We start from the raw sequence: 17,174 nt of genomic DNA, 5'->3' as shown, positions 1-17,174 counted from the left end.
TCCATATCAATTTTGGGATGACTGATCTGGCAATGCCTGAAGCTTTTTACTGTGCGCCTTGAAAGGTGTGCAACTCCAATTTAATGATTAGATCGCGCCCATAGCCTCCGGCAATGTCCGGCGGGCGGGGTGTGCCGGGTTGGAAGCGGTCGCGCGGCAGGTGGGCAGGCGGCGCGTACCCGGCGCACAGAGGATGCAAGGATCGTAGCCACGACGGGCGCGATAGTCCAGAGCAGGCCGCACCGGCGTTGCATAACCGATAAGATAGCGGCCAAAGTGGCGCGGCCCTGCCGGCGCGCGCCGATCGTGGAGCCTATCGAAGTGGATGCCAGCCTGGAACCCCGTTTGGAATTCGTCACGTGCGCCAGCCCGGCGGGCCTGCACCGCATGGCCTATTGGGAATGGGGCGATCCCGCCAATGACCGCGTGCTGCTCTGCGTCCACGGTCTGACCCGCAGCGGGCGCGACTTTGACGCGCTGGCGCGGCGGCTGGCGGGCACCTACCGCGTGGTCTGCCCCGACGTGGTCGGGCGGGGCCGGTCGGATTGGCTGGTCAACCCGGCGTTCTATACGGTGCCCCAGTACGTGTCCGACATGGTGACGCTCATCGCGCGCCTGCGCCCGGCCAGCCTGTCGTGGGTCGGCACGTCGATGGGCGGGTTGATCGGCATGGCGTTGTCAGGCGCCGCCGCGTTCGCCAAGGCAATGCTGGCGATGCGCCCGCATGCCGGGATGCTGCCGCCCGACCAGGGGCTGCGCCTGGACAAACTGGTGCTCAACGACGTGGGCCCGCGGCTGGAGAACGGCGCCTTGTCGCGCATCGGCCAGTATGTGGGGGCGCCCGGCGAGTTCGCCACCTTCGAAGAGGCCGTCGCGACGATGCGCGCCAATTCGGAAACCTTTGGTCCGCACACCGACCTCCAGTGGGCCGAGCTGGCCAAATACCTGTACCCGCAGCAGGGCGGAAAGTGGGTCAAGCATTACGACCTGGCCATCGCCCAGGCGCTGGCGGCCCAGACGCCCGAAGAACTGGCGGCCGGCGAGCAGATCCTGTGGCGGTCGTACGACGCGCTCGATTGCCCGGTGCTGATTGTGCGCGGCGAACTGTCCGACCTGCTGACGCGGGCCACCGTGGACGAAATGCGCCAGCGCAATCCGCGCGCCCAGGCGCTTGAAGTGCCGGGCGTGGGCCATGCCCCCACGCTCATCGCGGATGATCAAGTGAATCCGGTCGCGGATTTTCTGCTGGCGTGACCGGACGGGCGGCAATGTGGGGACGGCACCGCGCTAGGCGCGCTGCCGGGCCTTCTCTACAATAGCCGCATGAAATCGCCCACCCTGAACATCGACCTGCATTGCCATTCCACCGTTTCGGACGGCGCGCTCGCGCCCCGGGACGTGGCGCAGCGGGCGTTCGCCAATGGCGTCGATGTCTGGGCGCTGACCGATCACGACGAGGTGGGCGGCATTGCCGAAGCCTCCGCGGCTGCCCAGGAACTGGGCATGCGCTTTGCCACTGGCGTCGAAGTCTCCGTCACGTGGGCCGGCCTGACCGTGCACATCGTCGGCCTACGGTTTGATCCCACCAATGCGGCGCTGGTCGAAGGCCTGCGCAAGACCCGTTCTGGACGCGCCGAGCGCGCCAAGCGCATCGGCGACCGCCTGGCGGACATGGGCATGCCAGGCGCCTACGAAGGCGCACTGCCGTTTGCCGGCAACCCCGAACTGATCAGCCGCACGCACTTTGCGCGATACCTGGTGCAAGCCGGTTATTGCCCAGACGTGCAAACCGTCTTCAACAAGCATTTGGGCGACGACTGCCCGGGCCATGTACCCATGAAATGGGCCACGCTGGCCGACGCCGTGGGCTGGATCCGCGGCGCGGGCGGCCAAGCCGTCATCGCCCACCCGGGCCGCTACAAGTACACGCCGCTGCAGTTTGCCGCGCTGTTCGACGAGTTCCTGCAGTTGGGCGGTGTGGGCATCGAGGTCAACACGGGCAGCCACACCGTGGAAGAAGCCCGCCAGTACGCCGACGTGGCGCGCCGCTACGGCTTTCTGGCCTCGCGCGGCTCGGACTTCCACAGTCCCAAGGAAAGCCGGATGGACCTGGGCCAACTGCCGCCGCTGCCTTCCGACCTGAAGCCGGTCTGGCACGACTGGTTCTGACGCGGGCGGCACGCGCCGCTCATTCTGCAAGCTTCGATAGTGATCGCGCCATCGCGATGCAACCGCCATGAACAAAGCCTTTGTTAAAGAGTCCGACCACGAGGACGACGACGATCTGCCGCAGGCCCAGGCGCTGCCGGCGGGCACCAAGAACTACATGACGCCCGAGGGCTACGAGCGCCTGCGCGCCGAACTCACGCAGCTCATGAACGTGGAGCGTCCGGCGGTCGTGCAGGTGGTGTCATGGGCCGCGTCCAACGGCGACCGCTCGGAAAACGGCGATTACCTCTACGGCAAGAAGCGCCTGCGCGAGATTGACCGGCGCATGCGCTTTCTGACCAAGCGGCTGGACATCGCCGAAGTCGTGGACCCCACGGCCCAACCCAACCGCGACCAGGCCTTCTTCGGCGCAACGGTCGTCTACGTGGACAAGGCTGGCGAGGAACACACCGTCACCATCGTCGGCGTGGACGAAGCCGAACCCCTGGCCGGCAAGATCAGCTGGATCTCGCCGGTGGCCCGCGCTTTGATCAAGGCGCGGGAAGGCGACACGGTGGTGCTGCGCACGCCGGCTGGCATTGATGAGCTGGATATTCTGGAAGTCAGCTATCCGGAATAGGGGCGGGTGACTGTCACCGATCGTCCCCGGTGTCAGACACCCGGGTAGACGGTCTCAAGTCGGCGCGGATGCGTCGGGGGTGTCAGACGCCTACGCTGCGTCAAGTCTGCCCGGGTGTTTTACGCCTATGCCGTATCAAGCCGGCCTAGGTGTCTGACACCCATGGAGCATGGTCTCAAGTCTGCACGAATGCCTGTTGGGTGTCAGACACCCAAAAAGATAACGGGCGCCGGTTTGTGGCCGGCGCCCGTTTGGTGGGCGGGATTCTAGCGTCCCTGCCTCGGTTGGCGGCTTGCGCCGCCGGTTCCCCTGGGGCTTGCTGCGAACTTTCCGCGGTTTACTTCTTGCGTTCTGCGATCGACTTTTCGGCCTTGCTGACCAGGTCCTCGCCGATTTGCTTCTTCCACTTTTCATAGACCGGCTTGGTCGCCTTCACGAAGGCGTCGTGATCGGCCTGCGACAGCGTCGTCACGGTCACGCCATGGCCGGCGATTTCCTTGAGCAGCGACGGGTCTTCCGGCGTGACGCCTTTGCGCGCGATCACGATCTGCTGCTTGCCGGCGTCCAGCGCGGCCTGGCGCACGATGTCGCGGTCCTTTTCCGACCAGGAATTCCAGACTTCGCGGTTGACCACGAAGATCAGCGGATCGGCCACGTAATTCCACAACGTCAGGTATTTCTGGCCCACGGTGTAGAGTTTGGAACCCGTGTAGATCGACAGGGGATTCTCCTGGCCGTCGACCGCGCCGCTGGCCAGCGCGGGCTGCGCGTCCGCCCAGCTCATCTGCGTGGGATTGGCGCCCAGCGCGGTGAACGTGTCGATGTATAGCGGCGATCCCACCACGCGCAGCTTCATGCCCTTCATGTCCTCGGGCCGCTTGATCTCGCGCTTGGAGTTGCTGACCTGGCGGTAGCCGTTCTCGCCCCAGGCCAGCGGCACCACGCCGGCCTTCTCGATGAGCTTGAACATGTCCTTGCCCACGTCGCCCTGCACCAGCGCGTCGATGGCGGCGTAGTCGGGCATCAGGAAGGGCAGGGAGAACAGGTTCAACTGCTTGACCTGCGGCGACCAATTGATGGTCGATCCCACGGCCATGTCGATCACGCCCTGGCGGATCGCGGTGAACTCGCGGGTCTGATCGCCCTGGACCAGCGAGGTGCCGGGGTAGACCTTGATGTTGATGCGGCCTTCGGTGCGCTCGCGCACCAGGTTCGACCAGATCTCGGCGCCCTGGCCCCACGGGAACGTGGTGCCCACGACGATGGAGAGCTTGTACTCGGGCTTGTAGTTCTGCGCATGCGCGGGCGACATGCCCACCACGGCTGCCGCGTACAGCGCCGCGCCTATCAGGTTGCGGAATTTCATGTTGCGTCTCCTCTCTCTGCGAGTCTTTCTGTTGTTGTCATCCATGGCCGAGAACCCTTGCCGGGCCGGCCCCGTCCAGCCTCTCTCAATAACCCAGCTTGCGCGGCAGCCACAGCGCCAGTTCGGGAAACACCAGCACCGCGACCAGCACCATGAACATCGCGCCCAGCAGCCACACCACCCAGCGCACGGTCGATTCCATCGGCACGCGCGCGATGCGGCATGACACCATCAGGTTCACGGCCAGCGGCGGGGTGAACTGGCCCAGCGCCACCTTCAAAGTCAGAATCACCCCAAACCACACCGGATCCCAGCCGTAGGCATTGGCGATCGGCATGAGCAGCGGCACGAAAATCAGAAAGATCGAGATGCCGTCCAGGAACATGCCCACGGTCATCAGCAGCAGGATCAGCAGCGCCAGCACGCCCCATTCACCCAGGCCAGAATTGACGATGGCATGCGTGATCGGGTCGATCACGCTCAGCGTGGACAGCGCCCAGGCGAAGATCCCGGCCAGCGTCACCACCAGCATGATCACGGCGGACAGTTCGGCGGCTTCGCGCAGAATTTTGTACAGGTCGCGGAACTTGATGGTGCGGTGGATGAAGCCGCCCACGAACAGGCCATAGAACACCGCGACGACGGCGGCCTCTGTCGGCGTAAACCAGCCCATCCGCATGCCGCCCAGGATCAGCACCGGCGCCGCCAGTCCCCACGACGCCTCGCGCAGGCTCTTCCAGAATGGCGGGCGGGGCAGGTGCGCTTCCAGCGCGCCCATCTTGTATTTGCGGCTTAGCCACACGGCGGGAATGATCAGCGCAAAGCCAGCCAGGATGCCGGGGATCATGCCGGCGGCAAACAGCGCGGGCACCGACGCGCCCGGCACCAGCACGGAATAGATGATGAATGCGACGGACGGCGGGATCAGGATGTCGGTGGCGGCGCCAGCGGCCACCACGGACGCCGAGAACGACCCGGGATAGCCGGCGCGCGACATCGCGGTAATCATCACCGCGCCCACGGCCGCGGCGCACGCTGGTCCCGAGCCCGAGATGCCGCCCAAAAACATCGCCACCGCGATCGACACCAGCGGCAGCATGCCCGGACCGCGTCCGACGATGGCGATCGCAAAATCCACCAGCCGCTTGGCCACACCCGAGCGGTCGAAGATGGAGCCCACCAGCACGAACATCGGAATCGCCAGCAGCGGGTACTTGGCCAGGCCGGCATAGAAGTTCTGCGGCACCGTCAGCAGGCCATACCAGGGCGTGTCCAGGTTGGTCAGCACGATCGCAACCGTGCCGCCGATGCCCAGCGCCACCCCAACGGGCACGCCGATGATCATCAGGACGATGAAGACGGTAAAGAGGATGGCGGCGATCATCGCTGGGCTTCCTGGCCCGGGGCGCGCGCAATGCGGCGCAGCGTGCCAAGCGTGCGAAGCGAAATCGCAGCCGCCATCACTGGCAGCCAGATCGAATACCACCAGGTCGGCACGCCGATGGCCGGCGACGTTTCCTCGTAGATGTATTCGTCATACACCAGCTTGACCGACAGCACGGTCAGCAGCACGAAGAATCCCAGCACGCAGCCGTTCGAGATCAGCGCCATGATGCGCTGGCGCCGCGGCGAGCCCGAGTCCGCCAGGATCTCGATGCGGATGTGATGGTTGCGCACGAATGCCACGCTGCCGCCGGCCATCGTCAGCACGATCAGCAGGAACACGGAAATCTCTTCCGTCCAGGCGAACGACTGATCGGTGAAATAGCGCACCAGCACATTCAAGAAGGTGATGATGGCCAGCGTCGCCAGCAGGATCACGGCCAGCCAGTCCTCGACGGCCAGCGGCACCTTCACGGCGGGATCTGCTTCTACGGGGATGATGGGTTCTACGGGCTCGGCGGGGGCTTCTGGGCGGGACATGTGAGGCAGCGGCCAGCGGGCGCGGGGAGAGGCGCTTTTCTTGTTGGAAGGGTCGCTGCATCCTACCGTCGCAGTGCCGGGGCAGGTCTTCGTGTTTTCCCGCAATGCGGGGCCGAAGCAACATGCTGCACTGCGTCAAACGGCTCGCACGGGAACGCGCCAGGGAGGGCAAAAGTACCGCCTTCCATCCCGTGACGCCGTCGATATTGCTATGCACCATGGTAGTGCGAGACGCGCGGAATTCTTTTGTAACAATGGCCGAATCGGATCGCCGGAACCCGCCGCGAACTTCGGCTCCGGGAAAACCCCTTAAACAGGTAAAATCCCTTCTTTGCACCCCTCTTTATACGGCGCCCGCATCGTGTCCCTAGTTCAGCATCTGCCTGGTTCCTCCGTCCTGTCCTCCTTTCGACGTGATCGCCTTCTGGCGCAATTGAAGGAAGCCGGCCTGCCGGTGGCCGACATATCCGCCCGCTACGAGCACTTCGTCAGCACCGACGCCGCCCTGACGGCCGAACAGCAGCAGCAACTTACGCAACTGCTCGACTACGGCACGCCGGCCACGGGTGACGCGCCCGCCAAGAGTGTGTCCCTGCTCGTGATTCCGCGCCTGGGTACGATTTCCCCCTGGGCCAGCAAGGCCACCGACATCGCCCACAACTGCGGCCTGTCGTCCGTGCATCGCATCGAACGCGGCGTGCGCTATGTCATCACCCCTGAACGCGGCCTGCTCGGCGCCAAGTCGCTCGACGAAGCCATGCTGGCGCGCGCGGCCGACTGCCTGCACGACCGCATGACCGAAACCGTGGTCGACGCCAGCTTCGACGGCCAGGCCCTGTTCCAGCCGCTGGCGGGCAAGCCGATGCGCACGGTCGACGTCCAGACGCGCGGCGCGGATGCCCTGGTCGAAGCCAACACCACGCTGGGCCTGGCCCTGTCCGACGACGAGATCGAATACCTGGCCAAGTCCTTCACCGACCTGGGCCGCGATCCCACCGACGTCGAGCTGATGATGTTCGCGCAGGCCAACAGCGAACACTGCCGCCACAAGATCTTCAACGCCGAATGGGTCATCGACGGCCAGTCGCAGCCCAACACGCTGTTCGGCATGATCCGCGCCACGCACAAGGCACAGCCGCAAGGCACCGTCGTCGCCTATTCGGACAACGCCGCCATCATGGAAGGCGGCCCCGCGCAGCGCTTCCAGGCTGGCGTGCCGGGCCTGGCAGGTCAGGGCACTGACAGCGCCAAGTACATCCGCCGCGACACCACCGTGCACACGCTCATGAAGGTGGAAACGCACAATCACCCGACCGCAATTGCCCCGTTCCCCGGTGCGTCCACCGGCAACGGCGGCGAAATCCGCGACGAAGGCGCCACCGGCCGCGGCTCCAAGCCCAAGGCGGGCCTCACGGGCTTCACCGTGTCGCACCTGCGCTTTGACGACGCGCTGCAACCCTGGGAAGCCGATCACCACGGCCTGCCGGACCGCATCGCCTCGCCGCTGTCCATCATGATCGACGGCCCCATCGGCGGCGCCGCGTTCAACAACGAATTCGGCCGTCCCAACCTGCTGGGCTACTTCCGCTCGTTCGAGCAGACCGCCGGCGGCACGCGCTGGGGCTACCACAAACCCATCATGATCGCGGGCGGCCTGGGCAGCATCGACGCCGGCCTCACGCACAAGGATGTGATTCCCCCCGGCGCGCTGCTGATTCAATTGGGCGGTCCCGGTTTCCGCATCGGCATGGGCGGCGGCGCCGCCTCCAGCATCAGCATGGGCAGCAACTCGGCTGAACTGGACTTCGACTCCGTCCAGCGCGGCAACCCGGAAATCGAACGCCGCGCCCAGGAAGTCATCGACCGCTGCTGGCAGCAGGCTGAGAACAACCCCATCATCGCGATCCACGACGTGGGCGCGGGCGGCCTGTCCAACGCGTTTCCTGAACTGGTCAACGACGCCGGCCGCGGCGCCATCTTTGACCTGAAGCGCGTGCCCCTCGAAGAATCGGGTCTGTCGCCCGCCGAAATCTGGAGCAATGAATCGCAGGAACGCTACGTCCTGTCGATCCTCCCGCAAGACCTCGAACGCTTCGACGCCATCGCCCGCCGCGAACGCTGCCCGTACGCGGTGGTGGGCGTGGCCACCGAAGAGCGCCAACTGCGCGTGGTGGACGGCGAAGGCCTGCCCGGCCTGGACACGATCCGCCCGCAAGGCGACGCCGAAGTGCGGCCCGTGGACGTGCCCATCGACGTCATCCTGGGCAAGCCGCCGCGCATGACGCGCGACGTGACGCGCCTGCCTGGCGTGTCCGAGCCCCTGGATCTGGCCGGCATCGACCTGACCGAAGCCGCCTACCGCGTGCTGCGCCACCCCACCGTGGCCAACAAGTCGTTCCTCATCACCATCGGCGACCGCACCGTTGGCGGCCTGTCCAGCCGCGACCAGATGGTCGGTCCGTGGCAGGTTCCCGTCGCCGACTGCGCGGTCACGCTGGCCGACTACGAAGGCTTCCGCGGCGAAGCCATGTCGATGGGCGAACGCACTCCCATCGCCATGCTGGACGCCCCAGCCTCGGGCCGCATGGCCGTCGCCGAAGCCCTGACCAACCTGGCCGCCGCCGACGTCGCGCGCCTTGAAGACATCAAGCTGTCGGCCAACTGGATGGCCGCCTGCGGCGTGGCCGGTCAAGACGCCGCGCTGTACGACACCGTGTCCGCCGTAAGCGAACTGTGCCAGGCCACCGGCCTGTCGATTCCGGTCGGCAAGGACTCGTTGTCCATGAAAACCTCCTGGGAACAGGACGGCGAGCAGCGCCAGGTCGTCGCGCCGGTGTCGCTGATCATCACGGCGTTCGCACCCGTTGCCGACGTGCGCGCCAGCCTGACGCCGCAATTGCGCACCGACGCGGGCGACAGCGTCCTCATCCTGATCGACCTGGGCCGCGGCCGTCACCGCATGGGCGGCTCGATCCTGGCGCAGACCTACAACCAGGTCGGCCAGACCGTGCCGGACATCGACGCGCCGCAAGACCTGCGCGCGTTCTTCGTCACCATTCGCACGCTGGCCGAAGCCGGCACCATCCTGTCTTATCACGACCGTTCCGACGGCGGCCTGTTCGCCACGCTGGTCGAAATGGCCTTTGCCGGCCGCACCGGCATCTCGGTCAACCTGGACATGCTGACCTTCGATCCGCAGTCGGCCGATTGGGGCGACTACAAGATCCGTCCGGAACAGGTCGCGGTGCAGCGCGACGAACTGACGCTGAAGGCCCTGTTCTCGGAAGAAGCGGGCGCGGTCATTCAGGTGCCGGCCTCGCAGCGCGATGCCGTCATGCAGGTGCTGCGCGGCGCGGGCCTGTCGGCCCACTCGCACGTCATCGGCGGCCTGAACGGCGCCGACGAAGTCGAGTTCTACCGCGACGGCCGCAAGGTCTGGGGCCAGCCGCGCGCCGATCTGGGCCGCGCGTGGTCCGAAGTCTCGCACCGCATCATGGCGCGCCGCGACAACCCCGCGTGCGCACAGGCTGAACTGGACGTCTGGAACGACACCAAGGACCCGGGCATGAGCCCGACCGTTGCGTTCGACCCGCAAGAGGACGTGGCGGCGCCGTTCATCAACACCGGCAAGCGTCCGCGCGTTGCCATCCTGCGCGAGCAGGGCTGCAACAGCCAGGTCGAAATGGCCTGGGCCTTCGACACCTCGGGCTTCGAGGCCATCGACGTCCACATGACCGACCTCTTGTCCGGCCGCCTGGACCTGGCCGAGATGCAGGGCCTGGTCGCCGTCGGCGGCTTCAGCTACGGCGACGTGCTGGGCGCCGGCGAAGGCTGGGCGCGCACCATCCGTTTCAACAGCAAGCTGTCGGACCAGTTCGCCGCGTACTTCGCGCGTCCCGACACCTTCGCGCTGGGCGTGTGCAACGGTTGCCAGATGATGGCCGCGCTGGCGCCCATGATCCCGGGCGCCGAGCACTGGCCGCGCTTCACGCGCAACCAGTCCGAAAAGTACGAAGCCCGCCTGTCGATGGTTGAAATCGCCAAGTCGCCGTCCATCTTCTTTGCCGGCATGGAAGGCGCCCGCGTGCCGGTCGCCGTGGCCCACGGCGAAGGTTTTGCCGACTTCTCCCAGCAGGGCGACGCCAGCCGCGTGCTGGCCGGCGCACGCTTCATCGACAACTACGGCCAGGCCACCGAAGCCTATCCGTTCAACCCGAACGGCAGCCCCAACGGCCTGACGTCGGTCACCACCGCCGATGGCCGCTTCACGGTCATGATGCCGCACCCGGAACGCGTGACCCGCAACGTCATGATGTCGTGGGCGCCCGAGAAATGGGGCAATGCGGACAAGGGCGGCGCGTACAGCCCGTGGATGCGCATCTTCCGCAACGCGCGAGCCTGGTTAAAGTAAGCGTCGGGGGCTAAGCCCCGGAAACTTATGCCACCAAAACCGCCGCGGCACGTCCGCGGCGGTTTTGCGTTGAAAGCCCGGCGCCCGGTTATCGAACCGCGGCCCGCGCTCTGTTTTCTTGCAGCGCCTGGGCCGCCCGATCACGTGTAACCCGGTGAAATATTTAACTTTTCATTGCATTGCGCCGTTAAGGGGAAAGCGTTACGCAACCCCCGGAGTGGCTTTCAATGTTCAAGAATTTAAGTATCCGCGCAATCCTGACGACCGCCTTGGCCGTCTTCTTTGCACTCTTTCTGGTGACCGGCATCGCGGTCTACCAGCAACTGACGTCCAACCGCACCTCGATCGAGGTGATGCTGGACACCAATCTGGTCCGTGCCAATTCGCTGGACGACGCGGCCTCGGACCTGCTGCGCGCCCGCGTGGTGCTGCTGGCGGCGCACAGCGCGCTGCTGGAAGGCAAGAGCCTGGACTCGACGGCCAGCAACATGCAGCGCATGGACAGCTACGTCACCAAGGCCACCAGTCAGATCGAAGCCGCGCGCAAGCTGCCGGAAACGTCGCCGCAGGGTAAGCCCCTGTTCGAGGCCGCGCTGGCTGCCTATGACGTCTACGTGCGCGAGGCCATTGGCCCCATGATCGCCGCCATTCGCGCCGGCGACGCCAAGGAAGCTGGCCGCGTCAATCAGGAAAAGGTGAGTCCGCTGGGCACCAAATTCACCCAGGCCAACCAGCAATACGTGGACTTTGCCGACGAAGTCGGCCAGCGCGTGGCGCGCGATTCCGCCGCGCGCATCAATACCGCGATCATCTTCCTGATCTGTCTGCTGGTCGTGGTGGCCGCACTGGTCGTGGGTCTGTATGTGGTCTTCGGCCGCGCCGTCTTCCGTCCGCTGCATGAAGCCGGACGTCTGTTCGACCGCATCGCCAGCGGCGACCTGACCAACCGCATCGAGCAGCGCGGCAACAACGAGATCGGCATCCTGTACGGCGCCGTCAAGCGCATGCAGGACAGCCTGGCGCGCACGGTGTCGGCCGTCCGTCTGGGCGTTGAAGAAATCCACACCGGCTCGCGCGAAATCGCGGCCGGCAACATCGACCTGTCCTCGCGCACCGAGCAGCAGGCCGCGTCGCTGGAAGAAACCGCCGCCAGCATGGACGAACTGTCCTCCACCGTGAAGAACAACGCCGACAGCTCGCGCAACGCGGCGCAACTGGCGATGGCGGCGTCGGAAGTGGCCACGCGCGGCGGCCAGGCCGTCGGCGACGTGGTGGGCACGATGCGCGGCATTGCCGACAGCTCGCACCGCATCTCCGACATCGTTGGCGTGATCGACGGCATCGCCTTCCAGACCAACATCCTGGCGCTGAACGCCGCGGTCGAGGCCGCGCGCGCCGGCGAGCAGGGCAAGGGGTTCGCCGTGGTGGCCAGCGAAGTGCGCGCGCTGGCGCAGCGCAGCGCGGCTGCCGCCAAGGAGATCAAAGGCCTGATCGACGACTCTGTGCAGAAGGTGTCGGTGGGCTCGGACCAGGTCGAGGCCGCCGGCGCCACCATGCAGGAGATCGTGACGTCGGTGCGCCGCGTGGCGGACATCATCAACGAGATCTCCAGCGCGTCTGAAGAGCAGTCGCAGGGCATCGAGCAGGTGAATCAGGCCGTGTCGCAGATGGACAGCGTGACGCAGCAGAACGCGGCGCTGGTCGAAGAGGCCGCGGCCTCGGCGGCATCGCTGGAAACGCAGGCCCAGCGCCTGCGCGACGCGGTTGCGGTGTTCAAACTGCAATCCGGCCGGGTGATCGATGCCGAAGCCCCCGCGCTGGACAACCGCGGCGGCGAGCCGGCGCTCATCGGCGCCTGATTCCGCCCGGCGAGGTTACGCTCCAACAAAAAAGCCGGCCCCGAAAAAGGCCGGCTTGCATGTATCACGCAAGGCCCCGACGCAACGCGCCGGGGCCTTTTGTATTACTGGTCGAGCTGGATCTTGGCGTCGTTGGCGACGTTCTTCCACTTCTTCACGTCGCTGGCGATCACTTGCTGGAAGGCGTCCGACGAACCGGCCACCACGGTGCCGCCCAGGCTGGCCATCTTGGCTTTCACTTCGGGCGTGTTCAGCGCCTTGACCGAGGCGTCGTGCAGCTTGGTCTTCACAGCTTCGGGCAGGTTCTTGGGCGCCAGCAGGCCGTTCCACGCGTTGGCTTCGTAGCGCGCCAGGCCGGCTTCCTTGAACGTCGGCGTGTCGGGCAGTTCCGGCGAACGCACGTCGGCGGCAATGGCGATCGGACGGATCTGGCCGCTCTTGATGTAGGGCAGGGAGGCCGGCACCGGTTCCCAGATCATCGACACCTGGCCGCTGATTACGTCGGTGAAGGCCGGGCCCGCGCCGCGGTAGGCGATGTGCATCAGGTGCGAACCCGTCATCGACTTCATCAGTTCCATTGCCAGGTTGCCCAGGCCGCCGGCGCCGGACGACGCGTACGTGTACTTGTCCGGATTGGCCTTCGATTGCGCGATCAGCGCGTTCAGGTCGGCGGCGGGGAAGTCCTTGGTGACGCTCAGCACGCCCGGCACGGTGACCAGTTGCGTGATGGCCGTGAAGTCCTGCGACGCGTCGTACGTCAGGTTCTTGTAGACGGCGGGGTTGGTGCCGTGCGTGCTGGAGGAGGCCAGGAGGATGGTGTAGCCGTCGGGCGCGGCGTCGGCGACGTAGCGCGTGCCGATCGAACCACCGGCGCCGGCCTTGTTCTCGACCACCACCGTGACGCCGAGTTCGGTGCCCAGTTGCGCGGCGAAGACGCGGCCGATGATGTCGGCGGTGCCGCCCGGGGCGAACGGCACGATCATGCGGATGGGCTTGCTCGGGTAGTCGGACTGCTGGGCCGAAGCGCCAGCCGCCAGCGTGGCGCCGGTCAAGAGCGCCAGGGCGATGGTGGTTTTCTTCAGGGTCATCTGTATCTCCACGAGAAGGTTAGTCGAGGCTGCGATCGAGCCAATCGACGATCAATCCGGCAATGTGGTCGCTGTTGCGATCCAGCATGCAGAAGTGCGAGTTGCCGGCGATGCCGGCAGCGGGCAGGTCCAGCACGTCGGCGCGTTGGCCGGCCGCGCGCAGGGCGTTCCAATAGGCGTCCGTCTGGGCGCGATAGCGCTGCCAGGTGTCGTCCGCGGTGAAGTGATCGCCCCAGACCAGGAGTTGCGGAGGCAACTCGCTGGTGGCCTGGGCCGGGGTGCCGGTGGGCTCGACCGCCACGACGGCGCGCACGGTCGCGGCATACTCCTGGGCGAGCTGCGTGGCAAAGCCGCCGCCCTGGCTGTGTCCCACCAGGATGCAGGGGCCCACGAAGTCGAGCAGCGCGCGATAGGCCTCCAGCGCCATGTCGCCGTGCGTCAGCCAGCGCGGGACGAACTGCTTGGAAAAGGTGTCGAACGCGTCGACGGGAAACTGCTGCCCGGGATACGGATGGCGCGGCTCGCCGGCCCGCGCATAGCCCGAAGCCGGGCCGATGCGGAACAGCCGCCACGCTTCTTCCTTGGAGCGGAAGATCGGGGCCGAGTCGTAGATCTCGGGAAACATCGCCCAGGCCGCACGGCCGCGTTCCGGCGCGTCGGACACGAAGACGTCGTAGCCGGCCTGCAGCAGACGCCACAACCAGCCGTCGCGCCCGTCCGGCGTGCTTTCCCACTGCGCGCCTGTCATGCCGCCGCCGTGCCACAGCAGGACGGGGTAGGGCTGGGTCGGCTGCGCCAGCCGGTATTCCTGCACATACAGCTGGCCGGCGCTGTAGCCGCCGTTCATGTCGATCAGCCGGGGCGACGCGTTGCCGACCACTTTTTGCTGCTGCATCGGCAGGCCGCCGGCGACGACTTCGACGCCGCCGAGGTAGTGGCTGCGGATGGACTTGAGCTGGACAGGCGTGTCGGGCATAGGGTTTTCCAGGAGTGGATGCGGGGATATTAGTTGCAAGGTGTTTCTGTCTTGTGCAAAATGCGCACTCGTTGTGCCGAAGCGGCACAGACGATGAGCCGCTGGCAAACACGCGCCCAGCCCCGGGCAGACATGGGGCGGGCAGGGAAGGACGAGACGTATGGACATCAAATGGCTGGAAGACTTCGTCGCGCTGTCGAAGTCGCGCAACCTGTATCAGGCCGCGGAGTCGCGCAACGTGACGCACCCGGCGTTCGGGCGCCGCATCAAGGCGCTTGAGGAATGGGCGGGCGTGCCGCTGGTCCAGCGCGGGCACCAGGTGTCCACGCTGAACGCCGCGGGCCGCAGCGTGCTGGCCGCCGCCATCGACGTGCTGGACATCCTGCACGAGACGCGAGAAACGCTGCAAAAGCCCGAGCAGGAACGCGCTCGCAAGATCACCATCGCGTCAGGCAAGACGCTGGCGCACTCCGTGCTGCCCGGGCTGATGGCGGGCGTGCAGCGCAGTCTGCCTGCCTTTCAATTGAAGGTGATCACCACGACGCTGAATTACGGCGTGGACATGCTGGAGGACGGCGAGGTCGATTTCCTGCTGTGCCACGCCCACGAGCCGCTGTACGCCAAGATCGACAATTCCAATTACCGGTACCGGCGCGTGGGCGCTGACAAGCTGGTGGCCGTCAGCGCCCCGGTCGCGCCTGGCGGCCACCATCCTCGCCATGCCGTGCCCAAGCTGGCGTCCGACCCGCCCGTGCCGTTTCTGGCTTACGCCGACAGCATGTCGCTGGGCCGCATCCTGCACGACAAGCTGCGCGGCCTGTGCGAGGTGCCGCTCTTGCAGACCACCTACGAGTCCGACCTGGCCGACGCGTTGCACGCCATGGCGCGCCAGGGATTTGGTCTGGCCTGGCTGCCGCATACGCTGGTCGAGTCCGACCTGCGCGAGGGCCGCCTGGTCCGCGCCGACGGCGCCCGCAACGACATCCACATGGAAATCCGCCTGTACCAGTCGGTCAGCAACGCCAAGCTCCTGGCCCGCGAGGTCTGGACCCGCATCGAGGCCTACGCCGCCAAGTAGCGCCCATTGGCGGCAAAAGTCAGACCAGTTCAGGTGTCTGACACCCCGCCAAGACAGCCTTCAAGGTCCCGCCACCCGCCCACGGGGTGTCTGACACCGTCATAAAAAAGCCACCCCCACCAAAACATCCCACCCGCGCAGGCATAAAATAGCGGTTTGCCCCTTTCCCGCACACAGGAAGCCAGCGCCATGAACGCACGCATCCCCGAAGACGCATTGCCGCCCACCCTTGACCCCAAAGCCCTACAAGACTTTGTGGACGACAAGTGGGACAACGAGATCATTCCCGCGCTGACCGACTACATCGCCATTCCCGCCAAGAGTCCAGCCTTTGACGCCGACTGGGAAAAGAACGCGTTCATCGAGCGCGTGGTGCGCGATGCGGCGCAGTGGGTCGAAGCGCAAAAAGTCTCGGGCCTGAAGCTCGAAGTGGTGCGCCTGCCGGGCCGCACGCCGGTCATCTTCTTTGACGCGCCCGCCACCCGCAGCGACAACGGCGACACCGTGTTGCTCTACGGCCACCTGGACAAGCAGCCTGAATTCTCGGGCTGGCGTGCCGGTCTCGGTCCGTGGACGCCCAAGTACGAAGACGGCAAGCTCTACGGCCGCGGCGGCGCCGACGATGGCTACGCCGTGTACGCTTCGCTCACCGCCATCATGGCGCTGGACAAGCAAGGCATTCCGCGTCCGCGCTGCGTCGGCATCGTCGAGACCTGTGAAGAATCCGGCAGCTACGACCTGCTGCCGTATGTGGACGCGCTGCGCGATCGCCTGGGCAACGTGGCCCTGGTCGTGTGCCTGGACTCCGGCGCCGGCAACTACGACCAGCTCTGGATGACCACGTCGCTGCGCGGCATGGTGTCGGGCACGCTTGAAGTCCAGGTCCTGGACGAAGGCGTGCACTCGGGCGACTCCAGCGGCGTCGTGCCGTCCTCGTTCCGCATCCTGCGTCACCTGCTGGACCGCCTGGAAGACAGCGGCACCGGCCGCCTGCTGCCGCAAAGCCTGCACTGCGAAATCCCCGCCGAACGCATCGAACAGGTCAGCGCCACCGCGCGCATTCTGGGCGACGAAGTGTGGCGCCGTTTCCCCTGGAGCTGCGGCGCTGATGGCGGCTTCGTGCTGCCGATGACCACCGAACCCGAGCAGGCGCTGCTGAACCGCACGTGGCGTCCGACGCTGTCCGTGACCGGCGCCGAAGGCCTGCCGCCGCTGTCCAGCGCCGGCAACGTGCTGCGCCCGCGCACCGCGTTCAAGCTGTCGCTGCGTCTGCCGCCGCTGGTGGACGCCGTGGCCGCGTCGCAGGAAATCAAAGAACTGCTCGAAGCCGACGCGCCCTACAACGCCAAGGTCATCTTCAAGGCCAACGAAGGCGCCGCCACCGGCTGGAACGCGCCCGCCACCGTGCCGTGGTTGACCCAAGCTTTGGACGCCGCTTCGCAGCAGTATTACGGCTCGCCGTGCGGCTATATCGGCCAGGGCGGCACCATTCCGCTGATGAGCATCCTGCAAAAGGGCTTCCCGCAGGCGCAGTTCATGGTCTGCGGCGTGCTGGGTCCCAAGTCCAACGCCCACGGCCCCAACGAATTCCTGCACGTGCCGTACGGCAAGAAGCTGACCGCCGCCGTGGCCCAGACCATGGCCGCCATGCCGGCAGCCTGACGCACACGCGTGCCATGCAGAGC

Annotated in this window: 12 protein-coding genes; 7 read left to right on the top strand and 5 right to left on the bottom strand. The window is 66.3% G+C overall.

Annotation, left to right across the window (positions count from 1 at the left end):
- Positions 1 to 321 precede the first annotated feature (321 nt).
- The 3 genes from AC6LJW_RS02830 (at position 322) to greB (ending at position 2,788) form a co-directional block, all read left to right on the top strand.
- A complete protein-coding gene (locus tag AC6LJW_RS02830) occupies positions 322 to 1,254 on the top strand; it encodes an alpha/beta fold hydrolase (protein WP_427986018.1) in 933 nt (310 codons plus the stop codon).
- 69 nt (positions 1,255 to 1,323) lie between these two features.
- On the top strand, positions 1,324 to 2,169 hold the full coding sequence (locus AC6LJW_RS02825) for a 3',5'-nucleoside bisphosphate phosphatase (RefSeq protein WP_056562228.1): 846 nt from the start codon (positions 1,324 to 1,326) through the stop codon (positions 2,167 to 2,169).
- Between the two features lie 67 nt (positions 2,170 to 2,236).
- On the top strand, positions 2,237 to 2,788 hold the full coding sequence (gene greB / locus AC6LJW_RS02820) for a transcription elongation factor GreB (RefSeq protein WP_498086462.1): 552 nt from the start codon (positions 2,237 to 2,239) through the stop codon (positions 2,786 to 2,788).
- 337 nt (positions 2,789 to 3,125) lie between these two features.
- Here the strand turns inward: greB and AC6LJW_RS02815 are convergent, their stop codons facing one another.
- From AC6LJW_RS02815 to AC6LJW_RS02805, 3 genes are all read right to left on the bottom strand, one after another.
- The gene (locus AC6LJW_RS02815; RefSeq protein WP_498086461.1) at positions 3,126 to 4,154 is read right to left on the bottom strand and encodes a DctP family TRAP transporter solute-binding subunit; all 1,029 of its coding nucleotides are present in this window, start codon (positions 4,152 to 4,154) and stop codon (positions 3,126 to 3,128) included.
- A gap of 85 nt (positions 4,155 to 4,239) precedes the next feature.
- The gene (locus AC6LJW_RS02810; protein ID WP_056562218.1) at positions 4,240 to 5,538 is read right to left on the bottom strand and encodes a TRAP transporter large permease; all 1,299 of its coding nucleotides are present in this window, start codon (positions 5,536 to 5,538) and stop codon (positions 4,240 to 4,242) included.
- On the bottom strand, positions 5,535 to 6,077 hold the full coding sequence (locus AC6LJW_RS02805) for a TRAP transporter small permease (protein ID WP_056562215.1): 543 nt from the start codon (positions 6,075 to 6,077) through the stop codon (positions 5,535 to 5,537). The genes AC6LJW_RS02810 and AC6LJW_RS02805 overlap by 4 nt, the downstream gene beginning before the upstream one ends.
- A gap of 361 nt (positions 6,078 to 6,438) precedes the next feature.
- Between AC6LJW_RS02805 and purL the strand changes: the two genes are divergently transcribed.
- Positions 6,439 to 10,488 (top strand): phosphoribosylformylglycinamidine synthase, encoded by a 4,050-nt coding sequence (gene purL, locus AC6LJW_RS02800; protein ID WP_056562210.1) that lies wholly within the window; start codon positions 6,439 to 6,441, stop codon positions 10,486 to 10,488.
- A 227-nt stretch (positions 10,489 to 10,715) separates the two neighbouring features.
- Positions 10,716 to 12,347: a methyl-accepting chemotaxis protein gene (locus tag AC6LJW_RS02795; RefSeq protein ID WP_056562207.1), complete on the top strand. Its 1,632-nt coding sequence runs from the start codon at positions 10,716 to 10,718 to the stop codon at positions 12,345 to 12,347.
- A gap of 104 nt (positions 12,348 to 12,451) precedes the next feature.
- Here AC6LJW_RS02795 and AC6LJW_RS02790 read toward each other — a convergent pair whose 3' ends face one another.
- Together AC6LJW_RS02790 and AC6LJW_RS02785 are read right to left on the bottom strand one after the other, a co-directional pair.
- Positions 12,452 to 13,435: a Bug family tripartite tricarboxylate transporter substrate binding protein gene (locus AC6LJW_RS02790; protein ID WP_056562204.1), complete on the bottom strand. Its 984-nt coding sequence runs from the start codon at positions 13,433 to 13,435 to the stop codon at positions 12,452 to 12,454.
- 19 nt (positions 13,436 to 13,454) lie between these two features.
- Positions 13,455 to 14,411 carry an alpha/beta hydrolase gene (locus tag AC6LJW_RS02785; protein WP_498086460.1) on the bottom strand — a complete coding sequence of 319 codons (957 nt, stop codon included), beginning with the start codon at positions 14,409 to 14,411 and terminating at the stop codon, positions 13,455 to 13,457.
- Positions 14,412 to 14,571: 160 nt separating this feature from the next.
- On the opposite strand from AC6LJW_RS02785, the gene AC6LJW_RS02780 reads away from it, so the two are divergent.
- Positions 14,572 to 15,489 (top strand): LysR family transcriptional regulator, encoded by a 918-nt coding sequence (locus AC6LJW_RS02780; protein ID WP_498086459.1) that lies wholly within the window; start codon positions 14,572 to 14,574, stop codon positions 15,487 to 15,489.
- Positions 15,490 to 15,678: 189 nt separating this feature from the next.
- Positions 15,679 to 17,151 (top strand): M20 family metallopeptidase, encoded by a 1,473-nt coding sequence (locus tag AC6LJW_RS02775; protein ID WP_056562196.1) that lies wholly within the window; start codon positions 15,679 to 15,681, stop codon positions 17,149 to 17,151.
- Positions 17,152 to 17,174 lie beyond the last annotated feature (23 nt).

Source organism: Achromobacter sp. 1012554356, from assembly GCF_059760815.1.
Note: the sequence above shows the minus strand (reverse complement) of the source record. Positions and strands in the feature narration are given on the sequence as shown.

What these genes read in the sequence shown, in the direction of transcription:
- AC6LJW_RS02785 (WP_498086460.1), bottom strand. Translation starts at nt 14,411, where the DNA reads ATGCCCGACACGCCTGTCCAGCTCAAGTCCATCCGCAGCCACTACCTC.
- AC6LJW_RS02780 (WP_498086459.1), top strand. Translation starts at nt 14,572, where the DNA reads ATGGACATCAAATGGCTGGAAGACTTCGTCGCGCTGTCGAAGTCGCGC.
- AC6LJW_RS02795 (WP_056562207.1), top strand. Translation starts at nt 10,716, where the DNA reads ATGTTCAAGAATTTAAGTATCCGCGCAATCCTGACGACCGCCTTGGCC.
- AC6LJW_RS02775 (WP_056562196.1), top strand. Translation starts at nt 15,679, where the DNA reads ATGAACGCACGCATCCCCGAAGACGCATTGCCGCCCACCCTTGACCCC.
- AC6LJW_RS02810 (WP_056562218.1), bottom strand. Translation starts at nt 5,538, where the DNA reads ATGATCGCCGCCATCCTCTTTACCGTCTTCATCGTCCTGATGATCATC.
- AC6LJW_RS02825 (WP_056562228.1), top strand. Translation starts at nt 1,324, where the DNA reads ATGAAATCGCCCACCCTGAACATCGACCTGCATTGCCATTCCACCGTT.
- greB (WP_498086462.1), top strand. Translation starts at nt 2,237, where the DNA reads ATGAACAAAGCCTTTGTTAAAGAGTCCGACCACGAGGACGACGACGAT.
- AC6LJW_RS02815 (WP_498086461.1), bottom strand. Translation starts at nt 4,154, where the DNA reads ATGAAATTCCGCAACCTGATAGGCGCGGCGCTGTACGCGGCAGCCGTG.
- AC6LJW_RS02805 (WP_056562215.1), bottom strand. Translation starts at nt 6,077, where the DNA reads ATGTCCCGCCCAGAAGCCCCCGCCGAGCCCGTAGAACCCATCATCCCC.
- AC6LJW_RS02790 (WP_056562204.1), bottom strand. Translation starts at nt 13,435, where the DNA reads ATGACCCTGAAGAAAACCACCATCGCCCTGGCGCTCTTGACCGGCGCC.